Genomic DNA, 17,407 nt, shown 5'->3' on the forward strand with positions numbered 1-17,407 from the left:
AAGCCCGCACGGCCCCTATCCGCCACAAGCTGACACGCCGCGGCTTCGGGGAGGGGCGGGCGGGGCTGGTTCTCAGGCACCGGGCCGGCGGCTCACGCGGCCGGCCCGGCGCCTTCAGCGGCTCTACGCGGCCGGGCCGACGGTCAGGCCGTCCGCGTCCGCCTCCCCGGCGCGGTCCACGCGTACGGTGTCGCCGTCCCGGATCTCGCCGGAGAGGATCTCCTTGGCGAGCCGGTCGCCGATGGCCGTCTGGATGAGGCGGCGCAGCGGGCGTGCCCCGTACGCCGGGTCGTTGCCCTCCTGGGCGAGCCAGGCGAGCGCCTCCGGCGTGACGTCCAGGGTGAGCCGCCGGTCCGCGAGCCGCTTCGCCAGCCGGTCGATCTGGAGCCCGGCGATGTGCGCCAGCTCGTCGCCGGAGAGCGCCGAGAAGACCACCAGGTCGTCCAGCCGGTTGATGAACTCCGGCTTGAAGGAGGCCCGCACCACCTCCAGCACCTGCTGCTTCTTGACCTCGGGCTTGACCAGGGGGTCCATCAGGAACTGGCTGCCGAGGTTGGAGGTGAGGATGAGGATGGTGTTGCGGAAGTCCACCGTGCGGCCCTGGCCGTCGGTGAGCCGGCCGTCGTCGAGGACCTGGAGCAGGATGTCGAAGACCTCGGGGTGGGCCTTCTCGACCTCGTCCAGGAGGACGACGCTGTACGGGCGGCGGCGGACGGCCTCGGTGAGCTGGCCGCCCTCCTCGTAGCCGACGTAGCCGGGCGGGGCGCCGACCAGGCGGGCGACGCTGTGCTTCTCGCCGTACTCGCTCATGTCGATGCGGATCATGGCCCGCTCGTCGTCGAAGAGGAAGTCCGCGAGCGCCTTCGCCAGCTCGGTCTTGCCGACGCCGGTGGGGCCGAGGAAGAGGAAGGAGCCGGTGGGCCGGTCGGGGTCGGCGATCCCGGCGCGCGTACGGCGTACGGCGTCGGAGACGGCTTGCACGGCCTCGCTCTGGCCGATCAGCCGCTTGCCCAGCTCGCTCTCCATCCGCAGCAGCTTCTGCGTCTCGCCCTCCAGCAGCCGCCCGGCCGGGATGCCGGTCCAGGCGCCGACGACGTCCGCGATGTCGTCCGGCCCGACCTCCTCCTTGACCATGGTGTCCTTGGAGGCTTCCTGCTCCGCCTCGGCGGCCTCCTCCAACTCGCGCTCCAGGCCCGGGATCTCCCCGTACAGCAGCTTGGAGGCGGCGTCGAAGTCACCGTCGCGTTGCGCTCGTTCGGCCTGGCCGCGCAGCTCGTCCAGGCGCTCCTTCAGCTCACCGACCCGGTTGAGGCCCTGCTTCTCCTTCTCCCAGCGGGCGTTGAGGCCGCGCAGCTCCTCCTCCTTGTCGGCGAGGTCGCGGCGCAGCTTCTCCAGGCGCTGCTTGGAGGCGGCGTCGGACTCGTTCTTCAGCGCCAGTTCCTCCATCCTCAACCGGTCGACGGAGCGCTGGAGTTCGTCGATCTCCAGCGGTGAGGAGTCGATCTCCATACGGAGCCGGGAGGCGGCCTCGTCGACCAGGTCGATGGCCTTGTCGGGGAGGAAGCGGGAGGTGATGTAGCGGTCGGAGAGCGTGGCCGCGGCGACCAGCGCCGAGTCCGCGATCTGGACCTTGTGGTGGGCCTCGTAACGGCCCTTGAGGCCGCGGAGGATGGCGATGGTGTCCTCGACGGACGGCTCGGCCACCAGGACCTGCTGGAAGCGGCGCTCCAGGGCCGGGTCCTTCTCGATGCGCTCGCGGTACTCGTCGAGCGTGGTCGCGCCGACCATGCGCAGCTCACCGCGGGCCAGCATCGGCTTGAGCATGTTGCCCGCGTCCATGGCGGAGTCGCCGCCCGCGCCGGCGCCCACGACGGTGTGCAGCTCGTCGATGAAGGTGATGATCTGGCCGTCGCTCTCCTTGATCTCGGAGAGGACGGTCTTCAGGCGCTCCTCGAACTCGCCGCGGTACTTCGCGCCCGCGACCATCGCGCCGAGGTCGAGCGAGACCAGCCGCTTGTTCTTCAGGCTCTCCGGGACGTCACCCTTGACGATGCGCTGGGCGAGCCCTTCGACGACGGCGGTCTTGCCGACGCCGGGCTCGCCGATGAGCACCGGGTTGTTCTTGGTCCGGCGGGACAGGACCTGCACGACACGGCGGATCTCCTGGTCACGGCCGATGACCGGGTCCAGCTTGCCGTCGCGCGCGGCGGCCGTGAAGTCGGTGCCGAACTTCTCCAGGGCCTTGTACTGGCCCTCCGGGTCGGGTGTGGTCACGCGGCGGCCGCCCCTGCTCGTCTCGAATGCGGCCAGCAGCTTCTTCGCACCGGCCCCTTGTCCGTCGAGGATCTCACCGGCGCGCCCGCCCTTCGCGGCGATCCCGATCAGCAGGTGCTCGGTGGAGAGGTACTCGTCACCGAGCTCCTTCGCCCGCTGCGCCGCGTCCTGGATGACGGCCAGCAGCTCACGGTTGGGCTGCGGCGGGGCCACGGTGGAGCCGGTGACGCTGGGCAGGGTCCCGAGCAGCCGCTCGGTCTCGCCGCGCACGACGGCCTGGTCGGCCTCGACGGCGGCGAGCAGGTCGGTGATGTTCTCGTTGTCCTCGCCGCCCAGCAGCGCGAGCAGCAGGTGTGCGGGGGTGAGGTCGGGGTGCCCGTCCTTCACGGCCCGGTCGGTGGCCGCGTTGATGGCGTCCCGGCTCTTGTTGGTCAGCTCGGCGTCCACGGGTCCTTGCTCCTCCTCGCAGCTGGGGGTTCCTTGATGATTCCGACGTACACAAAGTTGAGTCTATTCCACTCAAGGCAAGAATACGGCACCCCGGCCCCGCCCGTCCTGAGTGAACCGGCCACCGGGGCCACCCGCCACCGCACCGCCGCCTACGCTTCCCCCATGGCAGACGTACGGAACCCCACCCCCGAGTACCTCGCGTTCTGGCGCGAGCGGCATGTGTGCACGCTGACGACGCTCCGCCCGGACGGCACACCGCACGTGGTGCCGGTGGGCGTGACGTACGACCCGGAGGCCGGAGTGGCCCGGGTGATCACCGGCAGGAACACCCGCAAGGTCGCCAACATCCTGGCCGCGGGACCGGAGGGGGCACGGGTCGCCGTCTGCCAGATGCACCAGGCCCGGTGGGCGACGCTGGAGGGCCGCGCGACCATCCGTACGGAACCGGAGGCCGTCGCGGACGCGGAGAGCCGCTACGCGGAGCGGTACGAGCGCACGCCGAGGGAGAACCCGGAGCGCATCGTGATCGAGATCGCCCTGGACCGGGCGCTCGGCAACGCCTGACCGCCCCTTCCCGTACGGGGACAGCACAACGGCGCCACCGTGTTCAGGTCACGGTGGCGCCGCTGTGTGGGGGAAGCGCCTGGAGCGACAGGTGACGACGGGGGAATCGCTCAGGCACTGCGGGGGGTGGCGGAAAGGGGTTCTGACGCGATCAGCTCGTGGTCCCGCTGATCGAGGTTCACAAAGATCATCCCGTACCTGACGGCGCAGCGGACGGGCTGCGGCGCGCCACGGGGGCGTCGGAGACAGCGATAGGCGCGGACGTCCTCGTCCTCTTCCATCACGACGACGATCGGCTCTCCGAACAGGGTGACCATCAACGAGTCGCCACGGCGGGGGAGGGCCGTGAGCAGATCGATGAAATGCCACCCTGAGCGATAGGCGGTTGCCATCTCGCGCCGGAAGGTGCGGTCGTCCGGCGGCGGGGGGGTCATGCCCGGTCCTTCGCGGTCGGGGCGAAGTCCCACCCCATGTCAGGCCCTTGCTCGACGGCCGTGGATGCTCCCGCAAGCTTCGCGGGCGCCGCGTCCCAGGCCAGGTCGGCGGGCGGCCGGGCTTGGGACTGCACGGCGACCGTGCCGTCCGTACCTGCCGCCTCGGTACCCAGAGCACCGAGAGCCACGGACACGAGCCCGGCGGAGAAGGCCACGGCAAGCACCGAGCGAAGCGATTTCTTACTCATAGTGGGCTTCGTCCTCACTTCCAAGGTTTCCTCTCCCCCGCATCACAAGACGATGGCTCATCAAGGCACGTCAAACCACAGAAACGATGCATCATGTTCCTGCTGATGCATGTTCCTGGGGGGTGGAGAATTGACCACAGATAGAGCCAAAGCGACACATCCCCACTCTGTCACCACTTTGTGCGACGAGGGGGCGCGGCTCTACACGAGCGCGCTGAGCATGGGGAAGATAGCCCGCGCCGAGGCGGAAGCGGCTCCGTGCCTGCTGGAGTTCGCCCTGCTGCATCCCGATCCGGACGACCCCGCCTGGCTACGGCCGGTGCCGGCGTTCGCGGCGCTCACGCAGCGGCTTCACCCCATCGAGCGGGAGATCCAGGAGCGGCGGCGGCTCTCGGTGGAGCTGGCCGAGGCGTTCGAGCCCTTCATGGCCGTCAGCAGCCAGGCTCCGCCCACCACCCACTCGATCACGGTCGTCGAGGGCATCAGCCGCATCAACGCCTCCATCGAGCTCGCCCTCTCCGAGTGCCAGTCGGAGGTGCTCACCATCCAGCCCGGGGGCGGTCGCAGCGAGGTCGCGCTCAACATCGCCATGGAGCGCGGAAACACGCTCATGCAACGCGGTGTCGCCATGCGCACGCTGTATCAGCACACGGTCCGGCACAGTCAGGGCACGCTAAATTACGTGGCCCGCATGGCCGAGAGCAAGATGGAGATACGGACGCTCGAGGAACTCGTCGAGCGTCTCATGATCTTCGACCACACGGTCGCCTTCATCCCCGCCACGGAAGACCGGACCGTCGCTCTCGAACTCCGGCATCCGGTCATCGTGAAATACCTCGTCAAGGTCTTCGAGCAGTTCTGGCACCGCGGCACTCCGTTGCAGGAGCAGATCCCTTACGACCCCGGTCCGGAAGGGATTTCCGGAGTACGCCATTCCATCGCCAAACTGTTGGTCGAGGGCCATGTGGACGAGGCCATCGCCCGCCGCCTCGGCATGAACGTACGCACCTGCCGCTCCCACATCGCCAAGCTCAGTGTCGCGCTCGGCAGCAACAGCCGCGCACAACTCGGATATCTCATCGCACGGTCAGGAATCCTGGAATCGGACTCCTGACCGCGCGATCGATCCCCCCGTACGGGAACCCGGGCGTGACTGCGCAATGGGGGAGAGCACAGCCGACGCCCAGGTCGCGCCGAGGGAGTTCCCGGCTCCCCCGGCATCTCCACACTCCCCTCGGAACTACGCTGGCACCACCGTCAACTTGTTGCACTGCATAAAGCAGGGGGATCCCAAATGGGAAGCAATGAAGCCAGATTGGGACATCATCCGCACGCGCCTACCGAGTTGTGCGATCCAGCGCTCCGCCTGTACGAGAAAGCCCTGCGCGCCGGACGAATAGCCCGCCCCGATCTCGCCGAAGCCCCCTGCCTGACGGACCTCGCCCTGCTGCATCCCGACCCGTGGGACGACACCTGGATGCGGCCCGTGTCGCCGTCGGCCGCTCTGGCCAACCTCCTGCAACCGGTCTCCCGGGAGATCGACGAGCGCCTGCGCCTCGCGGCCGCGCTGAGCCGGTCCCTGTTCCCGCTGACCGCCGTGGCCCACGACGACCCCAACCTCGCCATCACCGTGCTGGAGGGGGTCCCGGCCATCCAGGCGTCCCTCAACGAGGCCACCGCCACCGCCACGGACGAGATCCTCACGGCCCAGCCCGGCAGCGACCGCCCGGCCAGCACCCTGCGGGAGGCCCTGGCCAACGCCCATACGGCCATCCGGCGGGGAGCCCGGATCCGGCACATCTACCAGCATCCGGCGCGCTACAGCAGCACCGTCCGGGACTACCTGTCCCAGGTCCCGGCCCAGCACCTGCAGGTACGCACCACCGAGCTGACCGTCGAACGGCTGATCATCATCGACCGCGCGGTGGCCTACATCCCCGGTTCCGCCGACCGCAACACCGCGCTGCGGATCAGCCATCCGGCTCTGGTCTCCTACCTGATCCAGGTCTACGAGGTCCTCTGGGCCCAGGCCGTCCCGCTGGCCGAGAACCACCAGGCGACCGCACCGAACGCCCCGGTCACCGCCGTCCAGCTCAGCATCGCCCGCCTCCTCACCGAAGGCCACGTCGACGACGTGGTGGCCCGCAAGATGGGCATCAGCGTCCGCACCTGCCGCTCGCACATCGCCAAGCTCATGCAGACCTTGGGCGCCACCAGCCGCACCCATCTCGGCGCGCTGCTCGTCGAGTCGGGCATCGTCGAGGCGACGGGCACCGAGCGGCCGTTACGTGCGGCTCCGGCGCGTCCGGAGGACGGCAACTAAGGGCTGTCCCGTAAATGATCTTCGTGTCGCCTTGGGCATGGTCGGTTGCCGTTCGGCCCGTCGGCTTATCCGGCGAGGGCGAGGTTGTGCATGCGGGCGATGCCGAGCATGGCGTGGTGGACGCCGTCGCCCTTGAGGCGGCAGTCGCGGAGGATCCTCCAGGTCTTCATGCGGGCGAAGACGTGCTCGACGCGGGCCCGGACCTGTTTGTGGGATTTGTTGTGCTCTTCTTTCCAGTCCGGGAGTTTGGTCTGGCCTCTCTTACGGCGGTGCGGGATGACGAGTCCGGTGCCCGGATAGCCGCCGTCGGCGATCGTGAGGGTCTTGCCGACGGCGGCTTTGGCTCCGGATTCCTCCCATGCCTTGCAGTCGTTGCGGTTCCCGGCGAGCGGCCGGCCGACCACGACGACCAGGCGGGTGTCGGCGTCGATGACGACCTGATGGTTGGTGGAGTACCGGTAGTTCTTCGACCGCTCCGCGATCGTGTGATCCCGGGTGGGGACCAGGGTGCCGTCCACGATGAGCACGGCGTCCTTCGCGAACCGCTTGCGGGGCTGGAGCGCGAGCATCGGCCCGAGGTGGTCGATGATCCGGTCCGCCGCCGACTTCGAGACCCCGAACAGCGGCGCGAGCTGCCGCATCGTCAGGTTCGTCCGCCAGTACGCCGCAACCAGCAGGACCCGGTCCTCCAGCGGAAGACTCCACGGCCGGCCCCGGCGGACCGCGTCCGCACCCTCGCGACGCAGCACCGCCACCAGCTTCCCGAAGGCGCGCGGGCTCAGCCCGGAGAACGGGGCTATCCAGGACGGCTCCGACGCCGTGATCACACCAGCCACACCAAGATCATCCCAGGCCGGTTAGGGTGCCTTCTTCGAGCCGACGGACTGGAGACGGATGATGGAGCAGGACGAGGCCCTGCAACTCGCGGTGACGTTTCTTGCGCAGAGCCAGCGCGAGGACGAGCCGCCTCTCGCCATCGACGCAGAGCGGGTCTGTGAGAGCAACGGGCTCCTGATCGTGCCCTACAACTCCGTGCAGTACCTCGCCTCGCGTGATGCGAGAGAGCAACTGCTCGACTGCTGGCCCATCCTCGTCGACCTTGCCCGCGGAGACGTGCGATTCGGGAGCCTGGACGAGCGACATCTGTGGAGGAACCCGAGCGCCTGACAGCTGTCCGCACCACAGATACGGGACAGCCCTTAGCCTCGTCCAGGGGCATACCGAAACCTACGGGGGGCCGAGGCATGTGCACGACGGCGGAGAGCACGGACAGAGCGGGGGCCGTCCACGGTCTCTGCGAGCCCGCCATGAGCCTCTACGCGACGGCTCTGCGCGAAGGCCGCCTGCCCCGGACGGACTTCGCCGAGGCATCCTGCCTGTTCGAGCGCGGCCTGGTCCACCCGGACCCGGACGACGAGCGGTGGGTACGCCCCGTACCGGCGTCGGCCGCGCTCACGCGGCTGCTCAGACCCTTCGCGCAGGAGGTCTTCGAACGCCTCGACACCACGGCCGCGCTCGTCGACGCCCTCCTGCCGCTGACCGCGATCGCCGACCGGGAACCGCGCCCGGCGATCACCGTCATCGAAGGGCGGGAGCGCGTCATGGCAGCCCTGGGCGAGGCCTCCCGGGCCGCCCGGGACGAGGTCCTCACCGCACAGCCGGGCGGCAACCGCCTCGCCCACAGCATGCGGCAGGGCCTCACGAACGCCCGGGCCGTCATCGCGGCCGGCGGCCGGATGCGCCACCTCTACCAGCACCCCGTGCGCTACAACACGCGTTTCACGGAGTACCTGGACCAACTCCCCCCGGGCCACCTCGAAGTCCGCACCATGGAACAGGCCATCGACCGCCTGATCGTCTTCGACCGCACGGTCGCCTACGTCCCCGCCGCCCCCGGCAACGACACCGCCCTGGAGATCCGCCACCCGGCCCTGGTCCGCTACCTGGTCCACGTCTACGAGGTCCTCTGGGCCCAGGCCACCCCGTACGACGACCCCCTCCCGACCGCACTCCCCGGCACCCCCCTCACCGCCGTCCAGCTCAGCATCGCCCGCCTCCTCACCGAAGGCCACGTCGACGAGGTCGTCGCCCGGAAGATGGGCATCAGCGTCCGCACCTGCCGCTCCCACATCGCCAGACTCATGCACACCCTCGGCGCCACCAGCCGCACCCACCTCGGCGCCCTGCTCGCCCACTCCGGCATCGCGAGAGCCGGCCACGGCGGCACCTGAAACGCACGGCGGGGCCGGAAGAGCATCCGCTCCTCCGGCCCCGCCGCGCAAAGCCGCGTGCAACCGCACAAGACGTGCGCGACACACAAGGCGTGCGCCGCTCCTACTCCCCCGTCGCCCTCTTCGGCTTGGGCCGCCACACCACCAGCGCGCTGGTCTGCTGCACGTCCTGGTACGGCACGAGGTCGCGGCGGTACGAGGCGTGCACCTGGGCCTCGCGCTGCTGCATGGCGACCGCCGCGCCGTCCACCGCCGCCGAGAGTTCGGCGACGCGCTGCTGGAGCGCGGCCACCTGGTTCTCCAGCTCGATGATGCGCTTGATGCCCGCCAGGTTGATGCCCTCGTCCTGCGACAGCTGCTGCACGGTGCGCAGCAGCTCGATGTCGCGGGCCGAGTAGCGGCGGCCGCGGCCGGCCGTGCGGTCCGGGGAGACCAGGCCGAGACGGTCGTACTGGCGCAGCGTCTGCGGGTGCAGGCCCGAGAGCTGGGCCGCGATCGAGATCACGTACACCGGTGATTCATCGGTCAGCTGGTACGGATTGCGTCGACGGCCGTCCATCTCAAGCTCCCTTCGCGGCCTGGAACAGTTCCGCCCGCGGATCCTCGTCCGCGGTCGCCTTGCGGTAGGCCTCCAGTGCGTCCCGGCCTTCCTGGCCGAGGTCCGTGGGGACCGCGACCTCCACGGTGACCAGCAGGTCGCCGCGGGTGCCGTCCTTGCGGACCGCACCCTTGCCCCGGGCGCGCATCGTACGCCCGTTCGGGGTGCCGGCGGGCAGTTTCAGGGTGACCGGGGGTCCGCCGAGGGTGGGGACCTTCACCTCGCCGCCGAGCGTCGCCTCCGGGAAGGTGACGGGCACGGTGACCGTGAGGTTGTCGCCCTTGCGCCCGAAGACCGGGTGGGCGCCGACGTGGACGACGACGTACAGATCGCCGGCCGGACCGCCGCGCTCGCCCGGTCCGCCCTTGCCGCGCAGCCGGATCCGCTGGCCGTCCGAGACGCCCGCCGGGATCCTGACCTGCATCGTGCGGGCCGACTTGGCCCGGCCGCTGCCGTGGCAGACCTCGCACGGGTCCTGGGCGATGAGGCCCCGGCCCTTGCAGTCCACGCACGGGTCGGTGAGCGAGAAGCCGCCGCCGGTGCCGCGCGAGACCTGGCCGGTGCCGACGCAGGTCGGGCAGACCCTGGGGGTGCCGTTCTTGTCGCCGGTGCCGGAACACGCCTTGCAGGGCGCCTGGCTGGACATCCGCAGCGGGACCGTGGCCCCGTCGACCGCCTCGGTGAAGCTGAGCGTCACCTCGGACTCGATGTCCTGGCCGCGCCGCGGCTGGACCCGGGTGCCGGTACCGCCGCGGTTGAACAGCCCGCCGAAGACGTCGCCGAGACCGCCTCCTCCGCCGCCGCCGAACCCGCCGCCCGCACCGCCCTGTCCGCCGCCCGGGGCGCCTCCGCCGAAGAGGTCGCCCAGGTCGAAGTTGAAGTTGCCGCCCGCACCACCGGGGCCGGCGCGGAAGCCACCGTTGCCGAAGAGGGCGCGCGCCTCGTCGTACTCCTTGCGCCGCTTGGTGTCGCCGAGGACGTCGTTCGCCTCGGAGATCTCCTTGAAGCGCTCCTCCGCCTTGGCGTCACCCTTGTTGGCGTCCGGGTGGAACTCGCGGGCGAGCTTGCGGTACGCCTTCTTGATCTCGGCGTCGGTGGCGTCCTTGGGGACGCCGAGGACCTTGTAGTAGTCCTTCTCGACGAAGTCCTTCGTGCTCATCGACGTCCCTCCTTCCGGACGATCGGCGCGGCGGCCGACCCGTGGGCCGGCCGCCGGACCGGTCGGTGTGCACCGCGGTGGTCGGACGTGGTGTCGTCAGACCTCCTCGGTGCCACCGCTCTCCTCGTCGTCTGTCTTCTCTTCCTTGGCCGCCGCGGGCGTGGCGCCCGGCTGCGGCTCGGCGACGGCCACCCGCGCGGGGCGGATGGTGCGCTCGCCGATGCGATACCCCGGCTGGAGGATCGCCACGCAGGTCGTCTCGGTGACGTCCGGCGCGTAGCTGTGCATCAGGGCCTCGTGGATCGTCGGGTCGAAGGGCTCGCCCTCCTTGCCGAACTGCTGGAGGCCCAACTTCGCGACGACCGTCTCCAGCGATTCGGCGACCGACTTGAAGCCGCCGAGCAGCTCGCCGTGCTCCCGTGCGCGGCCGACGTCGTCGAGTACGGGAAGGAGCTCGGACAGGAGGTTCGCGACGGCGATCTCCTTGACCGTGACCCGGTCCCGCTCCACGCGGCGACGGTAGTTCTGGTATTCGGCCTGGAGCCGCTGGAGGTCCGCGGTGCGCTCGCCGAGCGCCGTACGAACCTGGTCCAGCTGGGCCGTCAGGCCGGCGGTCTTGTCGGTGTCCCCGGCCGGGGCCGCCGCCTCCTCCTCGGAGGGGTCGGCAGCCTTCGGCTCGGCGTCATCAGGGGTGGCGCCGGAGGGGACGTCGGGCTTCTCCTCGAAGCCCGGGGTCTCCTCGGTCACGCCGCACCGCCCTTGGTGTCCTTCTCGTCGTCCACGATCTCGGCGTCGACGACATCGTCATCGGCCTTGCCCTGGGCGTCGCCCGGAGCCTCGGCACCCGGCGTCGCGCCTTCGGCCTGGGCGTTGGCGTACATCGCCTGGCCCAGCTTCTGGGAGACGGCGGCGACCTTCTCGGTGGCCGTACGGATCTCGGCGGTGTCCTCGCCCTTGAGCTTCTCCTTCAGCTCGCCGACAGCGGTCTCCACCTCCGTCTTGACGTCCGCGGGGACCTTGTCCTCGTTGTCCTTGAGGAACTTCTCCGTCTGGTAGACGAGCTGCTCGCCCTGGTTGCGCGACTCGGCGGCCTCGCGGCGGGCGTGGTCCTCCTCCGCGTACTTCTCGGCCTCTTCGCGCATCCGGTTGACCTCGTCCTTCGGCAGCGAGGAGCCGCCGGTGACGGTCATCTTCTGCTCCTTGCCGGTGCCGAGGTCCTTGGCGGCGACGTGCATGATGCCGTTGGCGTCGATGTCGAAGGCGACCTCGATCTGCGGCACACCGCGCGGGGCCGGCGGCAGACCGGTCAGCTCGAACATCCCGAGCTTCTTGTTGTACGCCGCGATCTCGCGCTCGCCCTGGTAGACCTGGATCTGCACGGACGGCTGGTTGTCCTCGGCCGTCGTGAAGATCTCGGAACGCTTGGTCGGGATCGTGGTGTTGCGCTCGATGAGCTTGGTCATGATCCCTCCCTTGGTCTCGATGCCGAGGGAGAGCGGGGTGACGTCGAGGAGCAGGACGTCCTTGACCTCGCCCTTGAGGACACCGGCCTGGAGCGAGGCGCCGATGGCGACGACCTCGTCCGGGTTCACACCCTTGTTGGCGTCCTGGCCACCGGTCAGCTCCTTGACGAGCTCGGCGACGGCCGGCATACGGGTGGAGCCACCGACGAGAACGACGTGGTCGATCTCGGAGAGCTGGATGCCCGCGTCCTTGATGACGTTGTGGAACGGGGTCTTGCAGCGGTCCAGGAGGTCCGAGGTCAGCTGCTGGAACTGCGAGCGCGTGAGCTTCTCGTCCAGGTGCAGCGGGCCCTCGGCGGACGCCGTGATGTAGGGCAGGTTGATCGTGGTCTCGGTCGAGGACGAGAGCTCGATCTTCGCCTTCTCCGCGGCCTCGCGGAGACGCTGGAGAGCCATCTTGTCCTTGGACAGGTCCACGCCGTGCCCGTTGGCGAACTGCTTCACCAGGTAGTCGACGACGCGCTGGTCCCAGTCGTCACCACCGAGGTGGTTGTCACCGTTGGTGGCCTTCACCTCGACGACGCCGTCACCGATCTCCAGGAGCGACACGTCGAAGGTGCCGCCACCGAGGTCGAAGACGAGGATCGTCTGGTCGTCCTTGTCCAGGCCGTACGCCAGCGCGGCGGCGGTCGGCTCGTTGACGATGCGCAGGACGTTGAGGCCCGCGATCTCACCGGCCTCCTTGGTCGCCTGACGCTCGGAGTCGTTGAAGTACGCCGGGACGGTGATGACCGCGTCGGTCACCTTCTCGCCCAGGTACGACTCGGCGTCGCGCTTCAGCTTCTGCAGGATGAAGGCGCTCATCTGCTGCGGGTTGAAGCTCTTGCCGTCGAGGTCGATCTTCCAGTCCGTGCCCATGTGGCGCTTGACGGAGCGGATGGTCCTGTCGACGTTGGTGACCGCCTGGCGCTTGGCCACCTCGCCGACGAGCACCTCGCCGTTCTTGGCGAAGGCGACGACGGACGGCGTGGTCCTGGCGCCTTCGGCGTTGGTGATGACGGTGGGCTCGCCGCCTTCGAGAACGCTGACGACGGAGTTAGTCGTGCCCAGGTCGATGCCGACCGCACGTGCCATTTCAATTCCTCCAACTGACTACTTGAGTGGATCTGACTCAAGAATGCACGACACCGGCGCAGGAGTCAACAGACCTGAGTCGACCCCACTCAACTTAAGTGCCGATGTACGTCACCATCGCGCCGCTCCCCCGCCCCACCATCCCACCGTGGGATCGTTCTGTCACAAAATGCCGCGAGACGGGCGCAACCGTCATCGATCGGCTGGTACGGGCACACCATCAGGCACTCCATCAGGCACTCCATAGGCACTCCATCGGACTCCGAACCCCGGGCGGGCGCGATGCGGAACGCGAGACAGCGGCGCGTGCGACAGAAGAACCAGAGGAAGAAGCAGCGGCAGAGGCAGCAGGGGCGGCACGAACAGCACATCCGGAGGGAGCAGCCCCAGCCCCGGACCGAAGCCGTGGCCGCCCCCCGGACGCCCCCGCCCGCTCCGCCACCGCCCCCGCCCTCGCCCCCGTACGCCACCGAGCCCCCCGCCCCCCGAAGGCACGCCCCGCACCCCACCGGCACCGCCCGAGGCCACTTCCCCTCCCGGCCCGCCGCACACCTGGCCGGCCTCACCGACCGGGCCGGCCACCTCGCGGACCGCCTCGCCCTCCGCGCATCGCCCAAAAGGGTGCTGGACCTGACGCTCGGCACCGCCCTCCTGATCGCGACCGCCCCGGCCGTCGCCCTGGGAGCCCTCGCCCTCGCACTCCGCCGGGGCCCCGGGAACGTATGGGAGCGCAGTTCCCGTACGGGGCTCGGCGGCCGGGTCTTCACGCTGCGCACCCTGCGGACCCGCCGGTTCCGGCTCGGCCTGCTCTCCCGGCTGCCGCACGTCGTCCGAGGCGACCTCTCCCTCGTAGGACCGGCTCCGCTGACCCCGGACGACCCGCGCGCGGCGTGGCCCGGGGCCCGGCAGTGGCGGCAGGAGCTGCGGCCGGGACTGACCGGACCGGCACAGGTACGGGCCCGCTCCGGCATGCCGTGGGACGACCCCGCCCTGCTGGACCAGCACTACGCAGAGCACCATGGAGTGGTACTCGACCTGGCGATCCTCGCGGAAGCCGTACGCACCACCCTGCGGACGACGCCGGGGAGAGCACGGTCAACCAAGGCACACCTGAGCGACACAGATCACCGCCCGCCCGGCTACAGCCGGGTGGACTAAGTGGATAGTGTCAGCACAGACTAATTAAGTTACTGCTTAGTAGTAGTGGGCAGTCGTAACTGGATCCCGCTCTCGCAGGCCCGAGGAGCCCCGAAATGCAACTCGCCGCGATCATCGTGTCGCTGGTGCTGACGGTCGTCGGCGTTGCGCTCATCACCCGAGCCGTCGCGCAGATCTACCGCTTCGTCCGTCTCGGACAGCCGGTACCAGCAGGCAGCCGCACCGACGACCCCAAGGCCCGCACGATCACGCTGGTCAAGGAGTTCCTCGGCCACACCCGGATGAACCGGTGGGGCATCGTCGGCTTCGCCCACTGGTTCGTCGCGATCGGCTTCCTGACGCTGCCGCCGACGCTGCTCCAGGCGTACGGTCAGCTCTTCCAGGCGGACTGGGTGCTGCCGATCATCGGCACGTTCCTGCCGTTCGAGATGTACATCGAGTTCATCGGCCTGATGACGGTCGTCGGCATCGTCGCGCTGATGGTGATCCGGCTGCTGAACCTGCCGTCCCGGGCCGGCCGCAAGTCGCGCTTCACCGGCTCGAAGGCCTGGCAGGCGTACTTCGTCGAGTACATCATCCTGATCATCGGCCTCGCGATCCTCACGCTGCGCGGCCTTGAGGGCGCGATCCACCACGTCGACAGCTACGGCGCCGCGTACTTCGTGTCGTACCCGCTGGTCCTCGCCTTCAAGGGGCTGAGCATCGGCACGCTCCAGACGCTCATCTACTTCACCGCGATGATCAAGATCGGCACCTCGCTGATCTGGATGATCACGGTCTCGCTCAACACCAACATGGGTGTCGCCTGGCACCGCTTCCTCGGCTTCCCGAACATCTGGTTCAAGCGGAACGCCGACGGCGAGGTCGCGCTCGGCGCGCTCCAGCCGATGACGTCGGGCGGCAAGGAGATCGACTTCGAGGACCCGGGCGACGACGACACCTTCGGTGTCTCCCAGGTCGAGCAGTTCACCTGGAAGGGCATCCTCGACTTCTCCACCTGCACCGAGTGCGGCCGCTGCCAGTCGCAGTGCCCCGCGTGGAACACCGGCAAGCCGCTCTCGCCGAAGCTCCTGATCATGTCGCTGCGCGACCACGCGCACGCCAAGGCGCCGTACCTGCTGGCCGGCGGCGGCAAGGACATGGAGGGCAACGAGAAGGCCACCGAGGAGCAGCTCAAGGACGTCCCCGCCTCCGCCCTCGCCGAGGCCGAGCGCCCGCTGATCGGCACCGCCGAGGAGAACGGCGTCATCGACCCGGACGTGCTGTGGTCCTGCACCACCTGCGGCGCCTGCGTCGAGCAGTGCCCGGTCGACATCGAGCACATCGACCACATCGTCGACATGCGCCGCTACCAGGTGATGATCGAGTCCGCGTTCCCGTCCGAGGCGGGCACGATGCTCAAGAACCTGGAGAAGAAGGGCAACCCCTGGGGGCTGGCCAAGAAGCAGCGCGTGGAGTGGACCAAGGAGGTCGACTTCGAGGTCCCGATCGTCGGCAAGGACGTCGAGGACCTCACCGAGGTCGACTACCTGTACTGGGTCGGCTGCGCGGGCGCCCTGGAGGACCGGGCCAAGAAGACCACCAAGGCCTTCGCGGAGCTGCTGCACATCGCGGGCGTCAAGTTCGCGATCATGGGCGGCGACGAGAAGTGCACCGGTGACTCCGCCCGCCGCCTGGGCAACGAGCCGCTCTTCCAGCAGCTCGGCCAAGAGAACGTCGCGATGCTGAACATGGCGTACGGCGAGTCCTTCGACGAAGAGGGCAACGTCGAGCCGGAGACGAAGAAGCCCAAGTCGTCGAAGAAGATCGTCGCGACCTGCCCGCACTGCTTCAACACGATCGCCAACGAGTACCCGCAGCTCGGCGGCGAGTACGAGGTCATCCACCACACGCAGCTGCTCCAGCACCTCATCGACGAGGGCAAGCTGATCCCGGTGACCCCGGTCGAGGGCCTGATCACGTACCACGACCCGTGCTACCTGGGCCGTCACAACAAGATCTACACCCCGCCGCGCGAGATCATCGCGAAGGTCCCCGGTCTGCGGAACGAGGAGATGCACCGCCACAAGGAGCGCGGCTTCTGCTGCGGCGCCGGTGGTGCCCGGATGTGGATGGAGGAGCGGATCGGCAAGCGCGTCAACAACGAGCGCGTCGACGAGGCCCTCGCCCTCAACCCGGACATCGTCTCGACGGCCTGCCCGTTCTGCCTCGTCATGCTGACCGACTCGGTCAACGGCAAGAAGAACGACGGCCAGGCCAAGGAGTCCATCCAGGTCGTGGACGTCTCGCAGCTCCTCCTGGAGTCCGTGAAGACGCCCGTCGACCCGACCGGCGACCCGGAGCAGGTGGACGCACCGGAGCCCGAACCGGCAAAGTGACGTAACGCATCGGCGTGATGAGCGGCCGGACCTGCCTCGGGGGCAGGACCGGCCGCTCTTTCCGTGCCGGGGGCCGCGGGCGGAGCGTGTGATCCCGGACCTGTACGCGCGGACGAGTCTGGAGCATGCGGACGCATCTGGAGCATCATGTGGCGGTGCCGGGACCGGCCCCGCGCCCGGACGGCAGCCGCACCACGAACACGTACGACGAACGGACGAGGGCCCGTGCGCACACGCATCCCGCACCCGAAGGCAGCGGCGACGGCCACCACCAAGGCCGCGGCCGCCCTCGCCGGTCTGCTGCTCGTACTCACGGCCTGCGACAGCTCCTCGGCCGCCGACCCCTGCACGGCGACGACGCGGGCCAAGGCATCGTGTACGGCACCGAGGACAGCCCCCTGGCCCCGGCCGCCCGCCGGCTGCTGAACGCCCGCGCCAACGCGGCGAAGTCCGGCGACACGCTGCCCGCCGCGTTCGACGCCGAGGCCGCCTGCGACCTGGACCGGGACGGCTTCACGGACCTGATCGTCTCCACCGACCCCCCGTACAACGGCGTCGGCGCCCCGCCCGTCCCGCTCCAGATCCTCTTCGGCTCACCGGACGGCCTGGCCGGCAGGGCGGTCACCGGACGCATCCCGGCGGAGGACCTCCCGGAGGCCCCGCTCCGTACGAAGGGCACCAAGGGCACCACCCGCACCACGCTCCTGGCCCGCGGCGACTTCGACGGCGACAAGAAGGCGACCGACACGGTGGTACGGACGTACCGAGGCGAACGCGAGGACCTGATCGCGCTGTACGCGGCGGGCAGCACGGACGACCCGGTCCTGACGTTCTCCACGACGCTGTTCCTCCCCTGAGCCGCCCGGGAGCCGCCTTCCGCAGACCCCTGAACTCACCCTCCTACGCCCCCTAGGGGATGTCACAGCTCGGCCGCAATGGCACACGGGTTCGCCGGGCCACACCCCCTGCCACCGGGGACCAGGTACGTTCGAT

The 17,407-nt window shown here is 69.5% G+C and carries 16 protein-coding genes; 8 read left to right on the plus strand and 8 right to left on the minus strand.

What is annotated here, in order from left to right; all coding sequences use genetic code 11:
- Positions 1–123: 123 nt before the first annotated feature.
- Positions 124–2,721: an ATP-dependent chaperone ClpB gene (gene clpB, locus ACQP09_RS15920; protein ID WP_433399948.1), complete on the minus strand. Its 2,598-nt coding sequence runs from the start codon at positions 2,719–2,721 to the stop codon at positions 124–126.
- A gap of 165 nt (positions 2,722–2,886) precedes the next feature.
- Here clpB and ACQP09_RS15925 point away from each other — a divergent pair, with 165 nt between their 5' ends.
- Complete coding sequence (locus ACQP09_RS15925) at positions 2,887–3,288, plus strand: pyridoxamine 5'-phosphate oxidase family protein (protein WP_433399951.1); 402 nt, start codon at positions 2,887–2,889, stop codon at positions 3,286–3,288.
- 110 nt (positions 3,289–3,398) lie between these two features.
- Here ACQP09_RS15925 and ACQP09_RS15930 read toward each other — a convergent pair whose 3' ends face one another.
- Complete coding sequence (locus ACQP09_RS15930) at positions 3,399–3,722, minus strand: (2Fe-2S)-binding protein (protein ID WP_356756049.1); 324 nt, start codon at positions 3,720–3,722, stop codon at positions 3,399–3,401.
- Complete coding sequence (locus ACQP09_RS15935) at positions 3,719–3,970, minus strand: hypothetical protein (protein WP_433399954.1); 252 nt, start codon at positions 3,968–3,970, stop codon at positions 3,719–3,721. The genes ACQP09_RS15930 and ACQP09_RS15935 overlap by 4 nt, the downstream gene beginning before the upstream one ends.
- A 109-nt stretch (positions 3,971–4,079) precedes the next feature.
- Here ACQP09_RS15935 and ACQP09_RS15940 point away from each other — a divergent pair, with 109 nt between their 5' ends.
- Positions 4,080–5,084 (plus strand): helix-turn-helix transcriptional regulator, encoded by a 1,005-nt coding sequence (locus tag ACQP09_RS15940; protein WP_433399956.1) that lies wholly within the window; start codon positions 4,080–4,082, stop codon positions 5,082–5,084.
- A gap of 180 nt (positions 5,085–5,264) precedes the next feature.
- Positions 5,265–6,293, plus strand: a complete 1,029-nt coding sequence (locus tag ACQP09_RS15945; RefSeq protein ID WP_433399959.1) for a LuxR C-terminal-related transcriptional regulator — start codon at positions 5,265–5,267, stop codon at positions 6,291–6,293.
- Positions 6,294–6,358: 65 nt separating this feature from the next.
- Here the strand turns inward: ACQP09_RS15945 and ACQP09_RS15950 are convergent, their stop codons facing one another.
- The gene (locus tag ACQP09_RS15950) at positions 6,359–7,129 is read right to left on the minus strand and encodes a transposase (protein ID WP_433399962.1); all 771 of its coding nucleotides are present in this window, start codon (positions 7,127–7,129) and stop codon (positions 6,359–6,361) included.
- 58 nt (positions 7,130–7,187) lie between these two features.
- Here ACQP09_RS15950 and ACQP09_RS15955 point away from each other — a divergent pair, with 58 nt between their 5' ends.
- Both ACQP09_RS15955 and ACQP09_RS15960 read left to right on the plus strand, forming a co-directional pair.
- Entirely contained in the window at positions 7,188–7,460 is a 273-nt protein-coding gene (locus ACQP09_RS15955) for a YrhB domain-containing protein (RefSeq protein WP_433399965.1), read from the plus strand.
- Between the two features lie 77 nt (positions 7,461–7,537).
- A complete protein-coding gene (locus ACQP09_RS15960) occupies positions 7,538–8,524 on the plus strand; it encodes a LuxR C-terminal-related transcriptional regulator (RefSeq protein ID WP_433399968.1) in 987 nt (328 codons plus the stop codon).
- Between the two features lie 103 nt (positions 8,525–8,627).
- Here the strand turns inward: ACQP09_RS15960 and ACQP09_RS15965 are convergent, their stop codons facing one another.
- The 4 genes from ACQP09_RS15965 to dnaK form a co-directional block, all read right to left on the minus strand.
- Positions 8,628–9,083 (minus strand): heat shock protein transcriptional repressor HspR, encoded by a 456-nt coding sequence (locus ACQP09_RS15965; protein WP_404061852.1) that lies wholly within the window; start codon positions 9,081–9,083, stop codon positions 8,628–8,630.
- 1 nt (position 9,084) lies between these two features.
- Positions 9,085–10,281: a molecular chaperone DnaJ gene (dnaJ, locus tag ACQP09_RS15970; RefSeq protein WP_433399972.1), complete on the minus strand. Its 1,197-nt coding sequence runs from the start codon at positions 10,279–10,281 to the stop codon at positions 9,085–9,087.
- A 96-nt stretch (positions 10,282–10,377) separates the two neighbouring features.
- Positions 10,378–11,028 (minus strand): nucleotide exchange factor GrpE, encoded by a 651-nt coding sequence (grpE, locus tag ACQP09_RS15975; RefSeq protein ID WP_432151010.1) that lies wholly within the window; start codon positions 11,026–11,028, stop codon positions 10,378–10,380.
- Complete coding sequence (dnaK, locus tag ACQP09_RS15980) at positions 11,025–12,878, minus strand: molecular chaperone DnaK (protein WP_432151009.1); 1,854 nt, start codon at positions 12,876–12,878, stop codon at positions 11,025–11,027. Before dnaK ends, grpE begins: the two co-directional genes overlap by 4 nt.
- A 552-nt stretch (positions 12,879–13,430) precedes the next feature.
- On the opposite strand from dnaK, the gene ACQP09_RS15985 reads away from it, so the two are divergent.
- The 3 genes from ACQP09_RS15985 to ACQP09_RS15995 all read left to right on the plus strand — a co-directional run bounded on the left by ACQP09_RS15985 (position 13,431) and on the right by ACQP09_RS15995 (position 17,271).
- Entirely contained in the window at positions 13,431–14,036 is a 606-nt protein-coding gene (locus ACQP09_RS15985) for a sugar transferase (RefSeq protein WP_433406613.1), read from the plus strand.
- Between the two features lie 95 nt (positions 14,037–14,131).
- Positions 14,132–16,414 (plus strand): heterodisulfide reductase-related iron-sulfur binding cluster, encoded by a 2,283-nt coding sequence (locus ACQP09_RS15990; RefSeq protein WP_433399976.1) that lies wholly within the window; start codon positions 14,132–14,134, stop codon positions 16,412–16,414.
- Positions 16,415–16,539: 125 nt separating this feature from the next.
- The gene (locus ACQP09_RS15995; RefSeq protein ID WP_433399979.1) at positions 16,540–17,271 is read left to right on the plus strand and encodes a hypothetical protein; all 732 of its coding nucleotides are present in this window, start codon (positions 16,540–16,542) and stop codon (positions 17,269–17,271) included.
- Positions 17,272–17,407 lie beyond the last annotated feature (136 nt).

The sequence above is a fragment of the Streptomyces sp. CA-146814 genome (assembly GCF_050942385.1).
Lineage (GTDB): Bacteria > Actinomycetota > Actinomycetes > Streptomycetales > Streptomycetaceae > Streptomyces.

Excerpts from the sequence above, each read along its gene's own strand:
- ACQP09_RS15925 (WP_433399951.1), top strand. The coding sequence starts at position 2,887 with ATGGCAGACGTACGGAACCCCACCCCCGAGTACCTCGCGTTCTGGCGC.
- ACQP09_RS15930 (WP_356756049.1), bottom strand. The coding sequence starts at position 3,722 with ATGACCCCCCCGCCGCCGGACGACCGCACCTTCCGGCGCGAGATGGCA.
- ACQP09_RS15935 (WP_433399954.1), bottom strand. The coding sequence starts at position 3,970 with ATGAGTAAGAAATCGCTTCGCTCGGTGCTTGCCGTGGCCTTCTCCGCC.
- ACQP09_RS15940 (WP_433399956.1), top strand. The coding sequence starts at position 4,080 with ATGTTCCTGGGGGGTGGAGAATTGACCACAGATAGAGCCAAAGCGACA.
- ACQP09_RS15945 (WP_433399959.1), top strand. The coding sequence starts at position 5,265 with ATGGGAAGCAATGAAGCCAGATTGGGACATCATCCGCACGCGCCTACC.
- ACQP09_RS15955 (WP_433399965.1), top strand. The coding sequence starts at position 7,188 with ATGATGGAGCAGGACGAGGCCCTGCAACTCGCGGTGACGTTTCTTGCG.
- ACQP09_RS15960 (WP_433399968.1), top strand. The coding sequence starts at position 7,538 with ATGTGCACGACGGCGGAGAGCACGGACAGAGCGGGGGCCGTCCACGGT.
- ACQP09_RS15965 (WP_404061852.1), bottom strand. The coding sequence starts at position 9,083 with ATGGACGGCCGTCGACGCAATCCGTACCAGCTGACCGATGAATCACCG.
- dnaJ (WP_433399972.1), bottom strand. The coding sequence starts at position 10,281 with ATGAGCACGAAGGACTTCGTCGAGAAGGACTACTACAAGGTCCTCGGC.
- dnaK (WP_432151009.1), bottom strand. The coding sequence starts at position 12,878 with ATGGCACGTGCGGTCGGCATCGACCTGGGCACGACTAACTCCGTCGTC.
- ACQP09_RS15990 (WP_433399976.1), top strand. The coding sequence starts at position 14,132 with ATGCAACTCGCCGCGATCATCGTGTCGCTGGTGCTGACGGTCGTCGGC.
- ACQP09_RS15995 (WP_433399979.1), top strand. The coding sequence starts at position 16,540 with ATGCGGACGCATCTGGAGCATCATGTGGCGGTGCCGGGACCGGCCCCG.